Origin of the sequence: Paracoccus alkenifer (genome assembly GCF_900108405.1) — a bacterium.
In the GTDB taxonomy this organism is placed as follows: Bacteria; Pseudomonadota; Alphaproteobacteria; order Rhodobacterales; family Rhodobacteraceae; genus Paracoccus; species Paracoccus alkenifer.
In genome coordinates this window covers 455,586-473,590 of the sequence record NZ_FNXG01000002.1, presented here as the reverse complement: position 1 = coordinate 473,590, position 18,005 = coordinate 455,586, and the positions used below count along the sequence as shown (strand labels likewise).

Genomic DNA, 18,005 nt, shown 5'->3' with positions numbered 1-18,005 from the left:
CGCGCGGCCCAGACAAGGCAAGGATGACGACGATGGCAAACCAGCCCGGCGGCGACAGCAAGAACACGCTCTATTGCAGCTTTTGCGGCAAGAGCCAGCACGAGGTCCGCAAGCTGATCGCGGGCCCGACCGTGTTCATCTGCGATGAATGCGTCGAACTCTGCATGGACATCATCCGCGAGGAAACCAAAAGCGCCGGACTCAAGACCGGCGAAGGCGTTCCCAGCCCGCGCGAGATCATGTCGGTGCTGGACGATTACGTGATCGGCCAGGAACACGCCAAGCGGGTGCTGTCGGTCGCGGTCCACAACCACTACAAGCGGCTGAACCACAGTTCGAAATCCGACATCGAACTGGCCAAGTCGAACATCCTGCTGATCGGCCCTACCGGCTGCGGCAAGACCCTGCTGGCGCAGACGCTGGCGCGGATTCTCGACGTGCCCTTTACCATGGCCGACGCCACCACGCTGACCGAGGCAGGTTACGTCGGCGAGGATGTGGAAAACATCATTCTCAAGCTGTTGCAGGCCAGCGAATACAACGTCGAACGGGCGCAGCGCGGCATCGTCTATATCGACGAGGTCGACAAGATCACCCGCAAGTCCGACAACCCCTCAATCACACGCGACGTCTCGGGCGAGGGTGTGCAGCAGGCGCTCTTGAAGATCATGGAGGGCACGGTCGCCAGCGTCCCCCCGCAGGGCGGGCGCAAGCATCCGCAGCAGGAATTCCTGCAAGTGGACACCACGAACATCCTGTTCATCTGCGGCGGCGCCTTTGCCGGTCTCGACCGGATCATCGCGCAGCGCAACAAGGGCAGCGCCATCGGTTTCGGCGCCTCGGTCAAGGAACAGGACGACCGCGGCGTGGGCGAGATCTTCAAGGATCTGGAACCCGAGGATCTGCTGAAATTCGGCCTGATCCCCGAATTCGTCGGCCGCCTGCCGGTAATCGCCACGCTGACCGATCTGGACGAGGACGCGCTGATCACGATCCTGACCACGCCGAAAAACGCGCTGGTCAAGCAGTATCAGCGGCTGTTCGACCTCGAGGACGTCAAGCTTACCTTTACCGACGACGCGCTGAAAGCGATCGCCCGCCGCGCCATCAAGCGCAAGACCGGCGCCCGCGGCCTGCGCTCGATCATGGAGGACATCCTGCTGGACAGCATGTTCGAACTGCCCGGGCTGGACAGCGTGACCGAGATCGTGGTGAACGAAGAGGCGGTGGAAAACCCCTCGGCCCGGCCGCTGCAAATCCACGCCGACGCGAAAAAAGACTCGGCCGCCGCTGGCTGAGCCGCCGATTGATCGGGAACGCGGCGGCGCAAACCCGCCACTTTCCGGCCATCGGGCGGGCAAAGTCGCGCAAGCACGGCCGTGCGCGGGGGGAACCCGCCCCGGCCGGACGTATGCTGGCGATTCCACATTTGCCCCGTTAACGCTAACGCGCTACAGTTCCGCAACTGCCTCGCAAGCGGAATAACGCCATGGCCCTGCATCCCGTCATCGAGCGCGTCACCGACCGCATCCGCCAGCGCTCTGCCACCGGCCGCGCCGCCTATCTGGCCCGGGTTGCCCGCGCGGCCGAGGACGGCCCGCGCCGCACCCATCTGTCGTGCAGCAATCAGGCCCACGCCTATGCTGCGATGGACGACAAGCAGGATTTCGCCACCACGAGGCGCCCGAATATCGGCATCGTCACCGCCTATAACGACATGCTTTCCGCGCATCAGCCCTATGAGCATTATCCCGAGCTGATCCGCCGCGCCGCCCATGCCGCCGGCGCCACCGCGCAGGTGGCGGGCGGCGTTCCCGCCATGTGCGACGGCGTGACCCAGGGCCGCGCGGGGATGGAGCTGTCGCTGTTTTCCCGCGACGTGATCGCGCTGGCCGCCACCGTCGCCATGTCCCACGACGCCTATGACGCCGCGGTCTGGCTGGGGATCTGCGACAAGATCGTGCCGGGGCTGGTGATTGCCGCCGCAACCGCCGGGCATGTGCCGGCGGTGTTCCTGCCCGGCGGCCCCATGCCCTCGGGCCTGCCCAACGACGAAAAGGCCCGGGTGCGGCAGGAATTCGCCGCCGGGCATATCGGGCGCGAGGCGCTGATGGCGGCCGAGATGGCCTCATATCACGCGCCCGGCACCTGCACATTCTACGGCACCGCCAACTCAAACCAGATGCTGATGGAGTTCATGGGCCTGCAACTGCCCGGATCGAGCTTCGTCAACCCCGGCACCCCCCTGCGCGAGGCGCTGACCGCGGCCGGGGTCCATCGCGCTGCCGAAATCACCGCGCTTGGCCCCGACTACACCCCCGTGAGCGCGATCCTGGACGAGCGCGCCCTGGTCAACGGGATCGTCGGGCTGATGGCGACCGGCGGGTCCACCAACCACGTCATCCACCTGCCGGCAATGGCGCGGGCGGCGGGTATCTTGCTGGATTTGCAAGATTTTCATGAAATCAGCGCGGTGGTGCCGCTGCTGGCCCGGGTCTATCCGAACGGGCTGGCGGATGTGAACCATTTCCACGCCGCCGGGGGGCTGGGGTTCATGATCGCGCAGCTGCTCGACGCGGGGCTGCTGCATGGGGACGTGCGCACCATCGTCGGGCCGGGGCTCGACCGCTACCGCCGGGAACCAAGGCTGACGGACGGGCGGGCCGAATGGGTTGCGGGCGCGCGCGAGACCCTGAACGACCGCATCCTGCGCCCCATGGCCGCGCCCTTTGCGGCGACCGGCGGGCTGCACATGCTGACCGGCAATCTCGGCCGCGCGGTCATCAAGGTCTCTGCCGTCAAGCCCGAGCTGCATGTGATCGAGGCCCCTTCCCGCATCTTTACCGATCAGGCGCAGGTCAAGGCGGCGTTCCAGGCGGGCGAGCTCACCAGCGACTGCGTCGTCGTCGTCCGCTTTCAGGGCCCTCGCGCCAACGGCATGCCCGAGTTGCACACGCTGACGCCGCTGCTGTCGGTGCTGCTCGACCGCGGGCTGCGGGTGGCGCTGCTGACCGACGGGCGGATGTCGGGGGCCTCGGGCAAGGTGCCGGCCGCGATCCACTGCACGCCCGAGGCCGCCGCCGGCGGCCCGCTGGCGCAACTACGCGACGGCGATGTGCTGCGACTGGACGCGATCACCGGCACGCTCGACTGCCTGACGCCGGGTTTCGCCGACCGCCCCGCCGCCCCCGCAGATCTCTCTGCCAATCAGGAAGGGCTGGGCCGCGAGCTTTTCGCCCTGTTCCGCGCCAATGCCTCGGCCGCCGACGAAGGGGCGAGCGTCCTGTTCTAGTGTTTCTTCATCATTTAAATATCCTCCGGGGGTGCGGGGGTGGAAAACCCCCGCTCCGGCCGCGCCACCAGCGCCCCGCTATTTCAGCTTGGTCCAGCTTTGCGACTTGCAGATCAGCCCGCCCGCGACGCAACCCGACAGCTTCATCGCGGTGCCGCTGACGCTGGCCTTGCCGGTATAGATCTTGTTGTCGGCCGGGCGCAGCACCTTGCCGGCATAGGCGCCCCCGCCCGCGGGTGCCATGTCGATGACGATCTGCTTGCCGATATTGGGCGATCGGTATTCCTCGGTCCCTTTGAAGGTGCGCGTGATGGTGCCGCAGAACGCCGCCCCGCAGGGCGCAATCTGCACCAGCGCCACCGAGCCCTCGTCGGGCTGGGTCTGCCAGATGCCCTCGATCGGGTCGGCGGCAAGTGCCGCGCCCCCCGCAAGCGCCAGAACGCCCGCCAGCAAGATGGTCCGCATTGGATTTCCTCCAGTTCCCTCCAAGGGATTTGGCAGCGGCGCCCGCGATCTGGCAAGCATGACGTGAGGTCGCGCCCCCGGCCCGCGCGGGCTTTCCCGGCCCGCGCCTCTGTGGCATGGACGCGGGCAACCCGCCACGGCTGAACGGAGCGCGACATGATCCTTTATCCCGCCATCGACCTCAAGGACGGCAACTGCGTGCGGCTGCTGCGCGGCGACATGAATGCGGCGACGGTGTTCGGCACCGACCCGGCGGCGCAGGCGCTGGCGTTCCAGCAAGCGGGCGCGCGCTGGCTGCATCTGGTCGACCTGAACGGCGCCTTTGCCGGGCGGCCGGTGAACGCGGCCGCGGTCGAATCGATCCTTGCCGCGGTGTCGATCCCGGTGCAGCTGGGCGGCGGCATCCGCGACATGGACACCATCGGCTTCTGGCTCGATCGCGGCGTGCGCCGGGTGATCCTGGGCACGGTGGCGGTCGAGAACCCCGATCTGGTAACCCAGGCCGCACAGCGTTTCCCGGGCCGCATCGCGGTGGGCATCGACGCGCGCGGGGGCCGCGTCGCCACCCGCGGCTGGGCCGAAGAAACCAAGGTGATGGCCACCGAACTGGCCCGCAGCTTTGAAAATGCCGGGGTCGCCGCGATCATCTATACCGACATCGACCGCGACGGCGCCATGCAGGGACCGAATGTCGCCGCGACCGAGGCGCTGGCGCGGGCGGTCTCGATCCCGGTGATTGCTTCGGGCGGGGTGTCGCAACTGTCCGACCTGACCGAGCTGCGCGACAGCGGCGTGATCGCAGGGGCGATTTCCGGGCGGGCGCTTTACGACGGCGCCATCGACCTGACGCAGGCGCTGGCGGCGCTGGCCTGACATCGGGCGCCGTCGGTGCAGGATATTTTCACAAGGAAGAACTCCGCCGCCGCTCCTTGTCGCGGGAAGCATCGCTTGCCTTCCGCGAGTGCTCTGAATAGATAACAGCGGTCCGAAAAGATAAGGCTGCCGCCCCGTGGAAAACGTCGTCCTGACCGTGCATCTCATCCTTGCGCTGCTGCTGATCGGCATCGTGCTGCTTCAGCGATCCGAGGGTGGCGGACTTGGCATCGGCGGCAGCGGCGGCAACGTCATGAGCGGGCGGCAGGCGGCGAACGCGCTGACTCGCGGCACCTGGATCATCGCCTCGGCTTTTCTTGTCACCTCGATCGCCCTGACCGTGATCGCGGCGCGCAATTCGGTGGGCGGTTCGGTGGTGGACCGGATCAGCCCGGCAGCGCCCTCGGCCCCGGCGGGGAACCTGCCGAACCTGCCGACCTATGCGCCGCCGCCCGGCGTGGGCCAGCCGGTGCTGCCGCCGGGATCAGCCCCCGCCGCGACCGAACCCGCAGCGACCGAACCCGCCGAAACCATCACCGAGGCCCCGGCGGCCGACGGACCCGTGGCACCGCCCGCCCCTGCCGAACCCGCCGCGGATGCCAGCGAATCAACCGGCCAGGACGCGCCGGTCACGCCGCCGGCCAACTGACCGACAGACATGGGGGCGCCTTTCGCGCCCTTGAAACAACAAGCTGTGTCCGTTGCGGTTTTGCGAAGAATCGGCTATAGGCCGGGTCCCGTGATGCCGGCCAACCGGGCCAGTTCCGCATTGCCTAGACGATCACGGGGACCATGAATGGCGCGCTATATCTTCATCACCGGCGGTGTCGTGTCCTCGCTGGGCAAGGGGCTGGCATCCGCCGCACTGGGGGCGCTGTTGCAGGCGCGCGGCTATACGGTGCGGCTGCGCAAGCTGGACCCCTATCTGAACGTCGATCCCGGCACCATGTCGCCCTTTGAACATGGCGAGGTCTTTGTCACCGACGACGGCGCCGAGACCGACCTGGACCTTGGCCATTACGAGCGTTTCACCGGCGTCTCGGCGCGGCGCAGCGACACGATCAGCGCCGGGCGCGTCTATTCCAACGTGCTGGACAAGGAACGCCGCGGCGAATATCTGGGCAAGACCATCCAGGTCATTCCGCACGTCACCAACGAAATCAAGGACTTCCTTGCCATCGGCGAGGATGAGGTCGATTTCATGCTGTGCGAGATCGGCGGCACCGTCGGCGACATCGAGGGGCTGCCCTTCTTCGAGGCGATCCGCCAGTTCGGGCAGGAACGCCCGCGCGGCAAGGTCATCCTGATGCATCTGACGCTGCTGCCCTGGCTTGCGGCCAGCGGTGAGCTCAAGACCAAGCCCACCCAGCATTCCGTCAAAGAGCTGCGCTCGATCGGCTTGCAGCCCGATGTGCTGGTCTGCCGCTCTGAACAACTGATCCCCGACCGCGAGCGCGCCAAGATCGCGCTGTTTTGCAACGTGCGGCCCGATTCGGTGATCCCCGCCTATGACCTCAAGTCCATCTACGAGGCGCCCCTGGCCTATCACCGCGCCGGGCTGGACCGGGCGGTGCTGGACGCGTTCCGGATCAGCCCCGCCCCGCGCCCCGACCTGTCGCGCTGGGAAGACGTGATGGACCGGCTGACCCATGCCGAGGGCGAGGTTCGCATCGCCGTGGTCGGCAAATACACCGAGCTTGAGGACGCGTATAAATCCGTGTCCGAGGCGCTGACCCATGGCGGCATGGCCAACCGGGTGCGGGTGCGCCCCGAATGGATCGCCGCCGAGGATCTGGAACAGGACGACGGCAGCCACCTGCTGGACGGGTATCACGGCATCATCGTGCCCGGCGGCTTTGGCGAGCGCGGGACCGAGGGCATGATCGCCGCCGCGCAATACGCCCGCGAAAAACGCGTGCCCTTTCTGGGCATCTGCCTGGGGATGCAGACCGCGGTGATCGAGGCCGCGCGCAACCTCGCCGGCATCAGCGACGCTGGCTCGCAGGAATTCGACCCCGCGGCCGACAGCGGGCGCTGCACGCCGGTGGTCTATCACCTCAAGGAATGGGTGCAGGGCAACCGCAAGGTGGAACGCAAGCCCGACGACGCCAAGGGCGGCACCATGCGGCTGGGGGCCTATACCGCGGTGCTCAAACCCGGGTCGCTGATCAGCCGGGTCTATGACGGCGCGACGGAAATCGAGGACCGCCACCGCCACCGCTACGAGGTCGACGTAAGCTATCGCGACCAGCTTGAGGCGGCGGGGATGGTGTTTTCTGGCATGTCCCCCGACGACCGCCTGCCCGAGGTGGTCGAGCTTGCGGACCACCCGTGGTTCATCGGCGTGCAGGCCCACCCGGAACTGAAATCCAAGCCCTTTGCCCCGGCGCCGCTGTTTGCCGATTTCGTCCGCGCCGCCAAGGAACAGGAACGCATGGTGTGAGCCTGCGGGCCGCCCCCATGCTGCTGGCCCCTGCCCTGCTGATCCTGTCGCTGCTGGCGACCCCCGCTGCCCGCGCCGACGCGCCGCTGTTCATCGTCGAGCCGTCGCAGATGCCCTTTGATCTTGGCCCCGGCGCGCCCGCCAATCAGCCGGCGCGGGCCGGGAACCTGCCCCATGCGCCCGGCAACAGCGCCGCCGCGCCGGGGAACGGACCCGGCATCCGCGCCAACGCCCCCGACAACCCCGCGAACCTGCCCGGCGGCGGCCGCTCGATCTGGGCCGGGGACGATGCGGTCGGCTATTACACCCGGAACGGCGGCACGCTGAACCTGTTCGACCTTCGCGGCCGCCGCATTGCCTATCGCCCCGGCGGCGGCCGAACGAAATCGCTGTTTTCACCGCAAGGCGTCTGGTGCGGGACAGTGGCTGAAACCGCCGGCGGCATCGCCTTTGGCATGACAAAAACCTGCGCCGAGGCGCTTTTGCGCTGACCCCAGCCCCGTGACCACGCCGCCGCCCGGCTCCGAACGCGCGCTTCTTTCTGGCCCAAATACCCTGACACGGCGCCGACGCCGGCACCGCCCTGACAGATCGTCACCGCCGAAACGAAAACGGCGCGCCCGATGGGCGCGCCGTTTCCTGTTTCCATGCCGGGGATCAGAGCTTGCGCTCGATCTCCTCGCGCTCGAAGATCTCGATGACGTCGCCCTGGCGGATGTCGTCGTAGTTCTCGAACGCCATGCCGCATTCCTGACCCGACTGCACTTCCTTGACCTCGTCCTTGAAGCGTTTCAGCGTCTTGAGCGTGCCTTCGTGGATGACCACGTTGTCGCGCAGCAGGCGCACGCCGGCGGAACGCCGCGCCACGCCTTCGGTGACCAGACAACCCGCGACATTGCCGATGCCGGTGACGCGGAACACTTCCTTGATCTCGGCATAGCCGATGAAGTTTTCCCGCACCTCGGCCGACAGCAGCCCCGAGGCCGCCGCCTTGATGTCGTCGATCAGGTCGTAGATGATCGAGTAATAGCGGATCTCGACGCCCTTCTGGTTGGCGCTGGCCCGCGCAGGCGCATTCGCCCGCACGTTGAAACCGATGACCGGCGCGCCGGATGCCTCGGCCAGGCCGACATCCGATTCGGTGATCGCGCCGACGCCGTAATGCAGCACGCGGACGCGGACTTCCTCGTTGCCGACCTTTTCCAGCGCCTGCACGATCGCCTCGGCCGAACCCTGCACGTCGGCTTTCACCACCACCGGCAGCTCGGCGACCGATTCATCGGCCTTGGCCTTGGCCATCAGCTCTTGCAGCGTCGTCGCGGCACCGGCGGCGGCGCGCTTGTCCTTGGCGGCCTGCACGCGGTAATCGGCGATCTCGCGGGCCTGCGCCTCGGTCTCGACCACGTTCAGCACGTCGCCGGCCTCGGGGGTGCCGTTCAGGCCCAGAACCTCGACCGGAGTCGACGGCCCGGCCTCGGTCACCCGGTCGCCCTTGTCGTTGATCAGCGCGCGGACCTTGCCCCACTGCTCGCCCACGACAAAGATGTCGCCCTGTTTCAGCGTGCCGTTCTGGACCAGAACCGTGGCGACGGGGCCGCGGCCCACGTCCAGCTTGGCCTCGATCACCGCCCCCAGCGCCGAGCGCTGCGGGTTGGCGCGCAGTTCCAGGATTTCCGCTTGCAGCGCAATGGCTTCCAGCAGCTGGTCGATGCCCTGCCCGGTGTGGGCGGAAACCTCGACGTCCTGCACGTCGCCCGACATGGCCTCGACCACGACTTCGTGTTGCAGCAGGTCGGTGCGGACTTTTTGCGGGTTGGCGGTCGGCTTGTCGATCTTGTTGATCGCGACGATCATCGGAACGCCCGCGGCCTTGGCATGGCTGATCGCCTCGACCGTCTGCGGCATCACCGCGTCGTCGGCTGCAACCACCAGCACCACGATGTCGGTGACATTGGCGCCGCGCGCCCGCATCGAGGTGAACGCGGCGTGGCCCGGCGTGTCGAGAAAGCTCAGCAGCGCCCCGCTTTCGGCGCGCACCTGATAGGCGCCGATATGCTGGGTGATGCCGCCGGCCTCGCCCGAGACCACGTTCGCCTGCCGGATACGGTCCAGAAGCGAGGTCTTGCCGTGGTCCACATGACCCATGATCGTGATGATCGGGGGGCGCGAACGCAGGTCTTCCTCGCGGTCCTCGACGCTGTCGATGACCTGTTCCACGTCGGCGTCAGACACGCGCACGGTGCGGTGGCCGAATTCCTCGATCACCAGCTCGGCGGTGTCGGCGTCGATGGTCTGGTTGGCGGTGACCATCATGCCCATTTTCATCAGCGTCTTGACCACATCGGCCGAACGCTCGGCCATGCGGTTCGCCAGCTCGCCCACGGTGATGGTTTCGGGCAGCTGCACGTCGCGCACCTGCTTTTCGGCGCGATGCGACTGACCCAGCGCCTTGGCGCGGGCCTTTTCCTGCTTGCGCTTCATCGCGGCCAGGCTGCGCTGACGCCCGCCCTCGCCCGACAGCGCCTGGCTCAGCGACAGCTTGCCCTCACGGCGGTTGTCGCCGCCGCGGCCCTTGCCGCGATCGCGGTCGGGTTCGGGGGCACGGGCGCGTTCGGGCATCCGGCGCGGCGCCGCACCCTTGTCGGCGCGGGCGGCGGCGGTTTCGGCCGCGACGCGGTCGGCGGTCGACGTGGCACCGCGTTCGGCGGGTTTCGCCGTCACCTCGGCCTTGCGCTGTGCGCGCAGCTCGGCCTCGCGGGCGCGGCGCTCGTCCTCTTCGGCCTTGAGCCGCAGGGCTTCCTCGCGCTCGCGTTCTTCGCGTTCCTTGGCCTCGATCTCGGCGCGGCGGCGTTCGCGTTCTTCCTCGCGCGCCTTTTCCTCGGCGGCGCGGCGGGCGATATCCTCGGCCTCGCGCGCCTTGGCCGCGGCCAGCGCCTTGAGCCGGCGCTCCATCTCGGCTTCCGAGATCCCCGCCGGGCGCCTGGACGGGTCCGAGGCCACCGCCGCAGGCGTGTTCGCGCGCAGCCCCGCGGCGCCCGCGGCCGAGGGTTTCGGCGTCACGACGCGCTTGCGCTTGGTCTCGACAACCACATTATGCGTGCGCCCGTGGCTGAAGCTCTGCTTCACCTGCCCCGAACGCCCGCCTGCGCCGCCGCCCAGACCCAGGGGTTTCTTTCCGTCTCTATCGCTCATCCGCTCTCGAATCCTTCCCGGCAGAGGAACTGCCGATTTGCCCGCGCAGACCGTTCAGTCTGCCGGCGTCCCTGATGACCCTGTCGGTCAGACCTCCGGGTGCGAGCGCGCTGTGTATGACATGATCGCGCGCGAATGCCAAACCCAATTCCGACGCCGTGAGGCACCCGAACCAGCGTCCGCCCGGCGGCGTCCACAGCTTGCCCTTGCCACGGTCCGACCCGTCGCTGGCCTGGAAAAGCACCTTTGCCTTGCCGTCGGCCAGCCAGCCCTTGACCTTTTCGAACCCCGCGACCGCATCGCCGGCCTTGCGCGACAGCGAGATCAGTTCGATCACCCGCCGCGCCAGACCCGCCTCGATTCCGTCCACGAGATCCGGTTCCGCCCTTACATGGGCCTTTGCGCCCCGGGAAAACAGCCCCTTGTCGGCAGCTTTTTGCAATACCGCCCTGTCGGCCGCGACCCAGAAGCCGCGACCGGGCAGTTTTTCGGCCAGATCGGGCACGACCATGCCGTCGGGCCCCGCCACAAAGCGGATCAACCCGGTCTTGGGCTGCACCTCGCCCGTGACGAGGCAGCGCCGTTCCGACGGCGCCTCGCGGTCCTTGTCCCGGCCCCCGCGCGTCAACAGCGTTCCGGGGCGTTACACCCCGGCCTCCTCGGTGGTGTCGGCGGAATCGGTTTCGGCATCTTCGGCCCCCCGGTGCAGTTCGTCGGGGTCCACCCAGCCCAGCATGACGCGGGCGGTCATCACCATGTCCTGCGCCTGTTCCAGCGTCACGCCAAAGGTTTCCAGGATCCCGTCATCCTTGACCCGCTGCCCGTTCTGGGTGGTCCAGCCGCCGGCCAGTTCCCAGTCGGCACAGGTGGCGAAATCTTCCAGCGTCTTGACGCCGTCCTTGGCCAGCGCCTCGACCATGTGGGGGGTCAGCCCCTCGAACCCGATCAGGCTGTCCTCGGCCCCCAGCGCGCGCGCATTTTCCAGCGCGGCCTTGCTGGCGGCCTCCAGGTGGTCGCGGGCGCGGGCCTGCAATTCCTCGGCCGTGCCCTCGTCCACGCCGTCGATGGACAGCAGCTCGTCCAGCTCGACATAGGCGACTTCTTCGAGGTCGGTGAAACCCTCGGCCACCAGCAGCTGGGCAAAGAATTCGTCCAGGTCCAGCGTGTCCATGAACAGCTGGGTGCGGGTGGTGAACTCGGCCTGCCGGCGCTTGGATTCTTCTTCCTCGGTCAGGATGTCGATGTCGAGGCCGGTCAGCTGACTGGCCAGCCGCACGTTCTGCCCGCGCCGGCCGATGGCCAGCGAAAGCTGTTCCTCGGGGACCACGACCTCGATGCGGGTCGCGTCCTCGTCCACGACGACCTTGGCCACCTGCGCCGGTTGCAGCGCGTTCACCAGAAAGGTCGCCTGATCCTCGGACCACGGAATGATGTCGATCTTTTCGCCCTGCAATTCACCCACCACGGCCTGCACGCGCGAGCCGCGCATACCGACGCAGGCGCCGACCGGGTCGATCGAGTTGTCATAGGAAATCACCGCGATCTTGGCGCGCGATCCCGGGTCGCGGGCGACGGCCTTGATCTCGATCACGCCGTCGTAGATTTCCGGCACTTCCATCTTGAACAGCTCGGCCATGAACTGCGGATCGGTGCGCGACAGGAAGATCTGCGGGCCGCGGACCTCGCGGCGCACGTCCTTGACAAAGGCGCGGATACGGTCGTTCGGACGATAGCTTTCGCGGCCGATCTTTTCGTTGCGGCGCAGGACGGCCTCGCCTCGGCCCACGTCCACGATGATGTTGCCGTATTCCTCGCGCTTGACGATCCCGTTGATGATGGTGCCGGCGCGGTCCTTGAATTCTTCGTACTGGCGGTCGCGCTCGGCCTCGCGCACGCGTTGCAGGATCACCTGCTTGGCCGATTGCGCGGCGATGCGGCCCAGTTCCACCGGGGGGACCAGTTCTTCGAACACGTCGCCGGGCTGCGGGCCGCCGGCGAAATCCTCGACCACCTCGCCGTCGCGTAGCCAGCGCGTGTCCTTGCGCGGCTCGAAATAGGCGCGCGCATCGGCGGCGGTGAACTGGGCCTGATAGTTTTCCACCGCGTCATCCTCGACCACGGTGCGGGCGCGGGTAAAGCGGGCGTTGCCGGTCTTGCGGTCGATGACGACGCGGATGTCCATCTCGGCGCCGTAGCGCGACTTGGCCGCACGGGCGAGACTGTCCTCCATCGCCTCGATCACCAGAACGGGGTCGATCATCTTTTCGCGCGCGACCGCCTCGGCAGTCTGCAACAGTTCGAGCTGGTTGGCAGAGGTAATGGCCATGCTCACTCCTTGGATGCGGCAGGATCGCCGCGCTGGTCTGTTTCCGTGTCGTCAGTGTCGGTGTCGGTGTCGGTAATATCGGTATCGGCCTCGATCTCGTCAAAGGCGGATTCGTCGAAATCGAACCCCTCGCCCGCGCCCTTGCCGTCGCCGATCCTCGCGCCCGCCTCGGCGCCGGGCGGCAGGGTGCCGGCGTCCTTGCGCTGTTTCAGCATCAGGGCGATCAGCTCGTCGGTCAGCAAGAGCTTGGCGTCGGACAGCAGCTCGAAATCCAGGCCGATGGTGTGGGTCTCGCCCTGCTCGTCGATGTTCAGCAAAACCTCGTCGCCCTCGACCCCGGCCAGCACGCCCTTGAAACGCTTGCGCCCGTCGATGGGCTGGGCAGTTTCCAGCCGCGCGTCATACCCCTCGAAGGTGGCAAAATCCTTGAGCCGGGTCAGCGGCCGGTCGATGCCGGGGCTGGACACCTCAAGGTGATAGGCGTCCTCAAGCGGATCCTCGACATCCAGCACCGCGCTGACGGCGGTCGAGATATCGGCGCAATCCTCGACGTCGATACCCCCTTTGGGACGGTCGGCCATGATCTGCAAGGTCGCGGTGCGCCCGCCCTGCAAGCGGATGCGCACCAGCTCATACCCCATGCCCTCGATCACCGGCTGGATGATCCCGGCCAGGCGCCGGTCGATGGCGGTCTTGGCGATAAGGTCGGTCATGTGTCCGATCCCCAAAAATGAAAAACGGGCCGTCAGGGCGGCCCGTGCGCAAGTCCCGGTGGGCGAGGTTTGGACCCCCGCACCGCTGTGACCCAGCATATAGACCGCCCGCGCGTCCCTTGCAAGTCCGTCCCGCGACCCGCGTGGCTTCTTTCTGGCCCAAATACCCCGCGGCAGCGGCAAGGCGCCGGGGGCAGAGCCCTCGCCCGCGCCCCGGGGTTCACGCCGCGGGGGTGTCGGGCTGCGGCTCGTCCTCCAGCGTGGGGGGTGATTCCCCGGCCAGGAAATTGCCGAATTTCTGCAAGGCCGGGATATGGTCGGACAGCACCCGCACCACCACCAGCAGCGGCACCGCCACCACCATGCCGATGATCGACCACAGCCACGCCCACAGCGCCACGGTCAGAAACACCACCACCGGGTTCAGCTGCAACCGCCAGCTGACGAAATAGGGGGTGACGAACTGCCCCTCGATCGCGGTCAGGCCGAAATAGGTGCCCCCCACTAGCAGCGCGGTCCAGCCGTCGTCGAACACCACCAGCGCCACCAGCGCCGCCCCCACATAGCCCAGCGCCGCACCGATATAGGGGATATAGTTCAGCACCGCCGCCCCGATCCCCCACAGCAAGGGCGAAGGCATCCCCCAAGCCCACATCGCCAGTCCCGACACCACCCCAAGCCCGACATTGATCACGGTGATCGTGCCGAGATAGGATCCCAGGCTGGCCTCGATCTTGCGCAGCGCCTCATAGGCCGCGCGCTTGCGGGTCAGAGAATCGAAGCTCTGCACGATGCGCAGATAAAGCAGATCCCCCGAGGCCAGCAGAAAGAACAGGAAGATCAGGGTGAACACGGTCTGGCTGACGATTGCCGGGCCCAGGCTGAACAGGGTGTCGGTCAGCGACGGACCCTCGGCCGCGGTGTGGACCTCGACCCGCAAGTCGTTGGTCACCGGGGCCTCGTCCCCGCCCCGGCTGACCGTGGACGAGGCGGTGACCGACCCCGAGGCCGTCGCCTCCGCCCCCGGCGCGCCGCCGATCTGTCGGTCAGCCAGCGGCGCACCGGCAGGCGCGACGGGCAGCGGGATCGTCACCGGCGCGCCGTCCGCGCCAACGGGGGTCGTCGTCGTCGTCACCCCCGGTTCGTCGCCGGTCTTGACCGCGCTGACCACCGCTTCGGGTTCGGCCCCGGACAGCTGACTGGTCGCCTCGGCGATGCCGCGGAAATTCTCGCGGAAATCCTCGTATTTCTGCTTGAGCTGGCGGCTGATCCGGGGGGCGTCGTCGATCAGCTGCCCGGCGGGGCCGGAGACGGAAAACCCGATCATCCCGACGGTGGCGAGGATCCCCAGCACCACGATGCCCGCGGTGACGCCCGGCTTGACGCCCCGCCGCTCCATCCAGCGGCGGAACGGTGCAAAGACGAAAAACAGCAGCACCCCCAGCGCCACCGGCATCAGGAACTCGCGCGCCCGCGCGATCATGTCGAAGGCCAGGATGATGAAGATGCCGATGATCGCCCAGTTCGCCGGAGCCACCCGCCTGCGGGCGATCGCTCGCGGAAACAGCAGCCGTTCAGACGAATCCTGCGCCATCGTCGCCCTTTCCTCATGGAGATCCGGGCCTTGCAGGCGCCCGGAGTTCTGCCTCCAACGGCAGGGGGTTCGGAATGGTTCCCGCCCCGACCGCGCGTGGCAGGCGGCCCGGCCGGACCGGGGGCTGTCTGCCCCCGGACCCCCGAGGATATTTCAGGCAAGATGAAAGAGCCGCAGCTGCGGGGCGCGGAAATGCAGGACCAGCCCGGGGCGTGCCGGGCCGGTCGCAATGAGCGGGCGTTACAGCGGGCGGTCGCCGTTCTCGTCGATGATGCGGGTGGGCAGGCCCATCTCGCCCAGCAGTTCAAGGAACGGGCGCGCGGGCAGATCCTCGACGTTGACCATGCGCTTGACGTCCCAGTCACCGCGCGCGATCAGCACCGCCGCCGCGACCGGGGGCACGCCCGCGGTGTAGCTGATGCCCTGGCTGCCGACCTCGGCAAAGGCTTCTTCGTGGTCGGCGACGTTGTAGATGAACACCTCGCCCTGCTTGCCGTCGCGCGAGCCCTTGACCAGATCGCCGATGCAGGTCTTGCCGGTATAGCCCGCGGCAAGGCTGGCCGGGTCGGGCAGCACCGCCTTGACCACCTTGAGCGGCACGACCTCGAGCCCCTCGGCGGTCTTGACGGGGTGTTCCGACAGCAGGCCAAGGTTTTTCAGCACCGTGAATACGTTGATGTAGTGGTCGCCGAAGCCCATCCAGAACCGCACATCGGCCTGCGGGTAGCGGGCGGCGAGGCTGTGGATCTCGTCATGGCCGGAAAGATAGGCGGTGCGCTTGCCCACCACCGGCAGATCCCATTCGCGGCCCACCTCGAACATGGCGTTTTCCTGCCATTTGCCGCCCTGCCAGGTGATGACCTTGCCGGTGAATTCGCGAAAGTTGATTTCCGGGTCGAAGTTGGTGGCGAAATAGCGGCCGTGGTTGCCGGCGTTGATGTCGACGATGTCGATTTCGTCGATCTTGTCGAAATATTCGTCCTCGGCCAGACGCGCATAGGCGTTGACCACGCCGGGGTCGAAACCCGCGCCGAGGATGGCGGTGACGCCGGAATTTTCGCAGTCCTCGCGCCGTTTCCATTCGTAGTTGGCATACCACGGCGCAGCTTCGCAGATCTTGGCCGGGTCTTCGTGGATGGCGGTGTCGATATAGGCGGCGCCGGTGTCGATGCAGCCCTGCAACACGGTCATGTTGATGAAGGGAGAGCCGACGTTGATCACGATCCTGGCGCCGGTCTGGCGGATCAGCGCGGCCACCGCGGCGCTGTCCATCCCGTCCAGCGTGTGGGTGGCGATACGCTCGGCCACGGCATGGCCCTTGTCCCGGATGCTCTGGACAATGGCATCGGCCTTGGCGCGGGTGCGGTTCGCCATGTGGATTTCGCCGAAATCATCCGCCCGCTGCGCCACCTTGTGCGCCGCGACCTGTGCGACGCCGCCGGCGCCGATGATGAGGACGTTGGGTTTTGCCACCGCAGCGGTCTCCTTTTTTCATTCGGGGATCGGGCCGGGGGATCCGGCCGGGAACGGGGTCAGGACAGCGAGTCCCGATAATCGTCATACGAGAACGAACGCACCGTGGTGATGGTCCCGTCCGTCTCGCGGATGCAGATGGCGGGCATGGCCACGCCGTTGAACCAGTTCTTCTTGACCATGGTATAGCCGCCAGCGTCCTGCACGCTGATGCGGTCGCCGACCTGCAACGGCGCAGGGAAACGCGCGTCACCGAAGATGTCGCCGGCAAGGCAGGATTTGCCGGCGATCTGGTAGTCATGGGCGCCGTCCTGCGGCAAGGTGGCGTTTTCGCGGTAGATCAGCAGGTCGAGCATATGCGCCTCGATCGAGCTGTCCACGACGGCGATGCGCTTGCCGTTGTCGAGCAGGTCCAGCACCGTCAGCTCAAGCGTGGTGGTGCCGGTGATCGCGGCCTCGCCCGGTTCCAGATAGACCTGCACGCCCAGGCGGTCGGCAAAGGCCCGCAGCCGGTCGGCAAGCGCGTCCAGCGGATAGCCTTCGCCGGTGAAATGGATGCCGCCGCCAAGGCTGACCCAGTCGAGCTGGCCGAGGAAATCGCCGAACTCGGATTCGATCCGGTCGAGCTGGGTCGAGAACAGGGCAAAATCGGCGTTTTCGCAGTTATAGTGGATCATCACCCCGCTGATCCGGTCCAGCGCCGCGTCCAGTCGCGCCATGTCCCATTCCCCCAGCCGCGAGAATTTCCGCGCCGGGTCGGCCAGATCAAAGCCGCTGGTGGAAAACCGCGGGTTCAGCCGCAGCCCGCGCGCGATCCCCTGCGCGCGGTCGGCGAAACGGTCCAGCTGGCCCAGGCTGTTGAAGATGATCTTGTCGGCGTAACCCACCGCCTGATCAATTTCATGATCGGCCCAGGCGACGGAATAGGCGTGGGTCTCGCCCCCGAATTTCTCGCGCCCCAGCCGCAGTTCGTTCAACGAGGACGAGGTGGTGCCGTCCATGAACCGCGACATCTGGTCGAACACCCCCCAGGTCGCAAAGCATTTCAGCGCCAGCAGGGTTTTCGCCCCCGACCGCTCGCGCAGCCGGGCCATCTTGTCCAGATTCGCCTGAAGCCGCGAGCGGTCGATCAGGTAGAACGGCGTCTGCGGGTCGGCCATGGTCGGAAGCCTCGGGCGGGAAAGGGGAAAGCCGGGATATAGGCAGGACGCGCCCAAAGGACAAGCAGCGCAGCGCCCGGCCGCGCGGCCGCATGGGTATTTGGGCCAGAAAGAAGCCTGCGGGTTTTCAACGGATGGCCGGGCCGAGGGGGCTGGCGCAAGCCGCGGTTTCATCCCAGATACATCAAAGCCGAATACAGGAGATTTCCATGACCGCCCGCGTCGAGGTCTATGCCACCCAGAGCTGCCCCTATTGCATCACCGCCCGCGCCCTGCTGCGGGGCAAGGGCGTCGCGTATGAGCTGATCGACGTCGGCCGCGAGCCGGGGCGCCGGGCCGAGATGACCCAGCGCGCGAACGGGCGCCGCACGGTGCCGCAGATCTTTATCGACGGGGTTGCGGTCGGCGGGTCGGACGAGATCCACGCGCTGGACCGGCAGGGCAAGCTTGACCCGCTGCTGGGGATCTGAGCGA

Annotated in this window: 14 protein-coding genes and 1 pseudogene; 7 read left to right on the top strand and 8 right to left on the bottom strand. The window is 67.3% G+C overall.

Annotation, left to right across the window (positions count from 1 at the left end):
- Positions 1–32 precede the first annotated feature (32 nt).
- Positions 33–1,298 (top strand): ATP-dependent Clp protease ATP-binding subunit ClpX, encoded by a 1,266-nt coding sequence (gene clpX, locus BLW83_RS06430; protein ID WP_090846769.1) that lies wholly within the window; start codon positions 33–35, stop codon positions 1,296–1,298.
- A gap of 191 nt (positions 1,299–1,489) precedes the next feature.
- On the top strand, positions 1,490–3,292 hold the full coding sequence (gene edd, locus BLW83_RS06425) for a phosphogluconate dehydratase (RefSeq protein ID WP_090846767.1): 1,803 nt from the start codon (positions 1,490–1,492) through the stop codon (positions 3,290–3,292).
- Positions 3,293–3,370: 78 nt separating this feature from the next.
- On the opposite strand, the gene BLW83_RS06420 is transcribed toward edd, so the two are convergent.
- Positions 3,371–3,757 (bottom strand): DUF2147 domain-containing protein, encoded by a 387-nt coding sequence (locus BLW83_RS06420; protein WP_090846765.1) that lies wholly within the window; start codon positions 3,755–3,757, stop codon positions 3,371–3,373.
- 156 nt (positions 3,758–3,913) lie between these two features.
- Here BLW83_RS06420 and hisA point away from each other — a divergent pair, with 156 nt between their 5' ends.
- The 4 genes from hisA to BLW83_RS06400 all read left to right on the top strand — a co-directional run bounded on the left by hisA (position 3,914) and on the right by BLW83_RS06400 (position 7,564).
- The gene (gene hisA / locus BLW83_RS06415) at positions 3,914–4,630 is read left to right on the top strand and encodes a 1-(5-phosphoribosyl)-5-[(5-phosphoribosylamino)methylideneamino]imidazole-4-carboxamide isomerase (protein ID WP_090846763.1); all 717 of its coding nucleotides are present in this window, start codon (positions 3,914–3,916) and stop codon (positions 4,628–4,630) included.
- Positions 4,631–4,766: 136 nt separating this feature from the next.
- Positions 4,767–5,279, top strand: a complete 513-nt coding sequence (gene secG, locus BLW83_RS06410; RefSeq protein WP_090846761.1) for a preprotein translocase subunit SecG — start codon at positions 4,767–4,769, stop codon at positions 5,277–5,279.
- 147 nt (positions 5,280–5,426) lie between these two features.
- Positions 5,427–7,073 (top strand): CTP synthase, encoded by a 1,647-nt coding sequence (locus BLW83_RS06405; protein ID WP_090846759.1) that lies wholly within the window; start codon positions 5,427–5,429, stop codon positions 7,071–7,073.
- Entirely contained in the window at positions 7,070–7,564 is a 495-nt protein-coding gene (locus BLW83_RS06400; RefSeq protein ID WP_245728656.1) for a hypothetical protein, read from the top strand. The genes BLW83_RS06405 and BLW83_RS06400 overlap by 4 nt, the downstream gene beginning before the upstream one ends.
- A 166-nt stretch (positions 7,565–7,730) precedes the next feature.
- Here the strand turns inward: BLW83_RS06400 and infB are convergent, their stop codons facing one another.
- The 7 genes and pseudogenes from infB to BLW83_RS06365 form a co-directional block, all read right to left on the bottom strand.
- Positions 7,731–10,265, bottom strand: coding sequence for a translation initiation factor IF-2 (gene infB / locus BLW83_RS06395; RefSeq protein WP_090846755.1), 2,535 nt, complete (start codon positions 10,263–10,265; stop codon positions 7,731–7,733).
- Positions 10,255–10,893 (bottom strand): RNA-binding protein, encoded by a 639-nt coding sequence (locus tag BLW83_RS06390; protein ID WP_090846753.1) that lies wholly within the window; start codon positions 10,891–10,893, stop codon positions 10,255–10,257. The genes infB and BLW83_RS06390 overlap by 11 nt, the downstream gene beginning before the upstream one ends.
- A gap of 15 nt (positions 10,894–10,908) precedes the next feature.
- On the bottom strand, positions 10,909–12,591 hold the full coding sequence (gene nusA, locus BLW83_RS06385; RefSeq protein ID WP_090846751.1) for a transcription termination factor NusA: 1,683 nt from the start codon (positions 12,589–12,591) through the stop codon (positions 10,909–10,911).
- 182 nt (positions 12,592–12,773) lie between these two features.
- Positions 12,774–13,304: pseudogene (rimP, locus tag BLW83_RS06380) on the bottom strand (ribosome maturation factor RimP); the annotation flags it as partial.
- 220 nt (positions 13,305–13,524) lie between these two features.
- On the bottom strand, positions 13,525–14,898 hold the full coding sequence (locus BLW83_RS06375) for an AI-2E family transporter (RefSeq protein ID WP_090846747.1): 1,374 nt from the start codon (positions 14,896–14,898) through the stop codon (positions 13,525–13,527).
- Between the two features lie 240 nt (positions 14,899–15,138).
- The gene (locus tag BLW83_RS06370) at positions 15,139–16,371 is read right to left on the bottom strand and encodes a saccharopine dehydrogenase family protein (RefSeq protein ID WP_090846744.1); all 1,233 of its coding nucleotides are present in this window, start codon (positions 16,369–16,371) and stop codon (positions 15,139–15,141) included.
- A 59-nt stretch (positions 16,372–16,430) separates the two neighbouring features.
- Positions 16,431–17,531, bottom strand: coding sequence for a carboxynorspermidine decarboxylase (locus BLW83_RS06365; protein WP_090846742.1), 1,101 nt, complete (start codon positions 17,529–17,531; stop codon positions 16,431–16,433).
- 209 nt (positions 17,532–17,740) lie between these two features.
- On the opposite strand from BLW83_RS06365, the gene grxC reads away from it, so the two are divergent.
- Positions 17,741–18,001, top strand: coding sequence for a glutaredoxin 3 (gene grxC, locus BLW83_RS15685; protein WP_177172503.1), 261 nt, complete (start codon positions 17,741–17,743; stop codon positions 17,999–18,001).
- Positions 18,002–18,005: the final 4 nt, after the last annotated feature.

Excerpts from the sequence above, each read along its gene's own strand:
- grxC (WP_177172503.1), top strand. The coding sequence starts at position 17,741 with ATGACCGCCCGCGTCGAGGTCTATGCCACCCAGAGCTGCCCCTATTGC.
- BLW83_RS06420 (WP_090846765.1), bottom strand. The coding sequence starts at position 3,757 with ATGCGGACCATCTTGCTGGCGGGCGTTCTGGCGCTTGCGGGGGGCGCG.
- BLW83_RS06375 (WP_090846747.1), bottom strand. The coding sequence starts at position 14,898 with ATGGCGCAGGATTCGTCTGAACGGCTGCTGTTTCCGCGAGCGATCGCC.
- infB (WP_090846755.1), bottom strand. The coding sequence starts at position 10,265 with ATGAGCGATAGAGACGGAAAGAAACCCCTGGGTCTGGGCGGCGGCGCA.
- edd (WP_090846767.1), top strand. The coding sequence starts at position 1,490 with ATGGCCCTGCATCCCGTCATCGAGCGCGTCACCGACCGCATCCGCCAG.
- hisA (WP_090846763.1), top strand. The coding sequence starts at position 3,914 with ATGATCCTTTATCCCGCCATCGACCTCAAGGACGGCAACTGCGTGCGG.
- BLW83_RS06365 (WP_090846742.1), bottom strand. The coding sequence starts at position 17,531 with ATGGCCGACCCGCAGACGCCGTTCTACCTGATCGACCGCTCGCGGCTT.
- clpX (WP_090846769.1), top strand. The coding sequence starts at position 33 with ATGGCAAACCAGCCCGGCGGCGACAGCAAGAACACGCTCTATTGCAGC.
- BLW83_RS06405 (WP_090846759.1), top strand. The coding sequence starts at position 5,427 with ATGGCGCGCTATATCTTCATCACCGGCGGTGTCGTGTCCTCGCTGGGC.
- nusA (WP_090846751.1), bottom strand. The coding sequence starts at position 12,591 with ATGGCCATTACCTCTGCCAACCAGCTCGAACTGTTGCAGACTGCCGAG.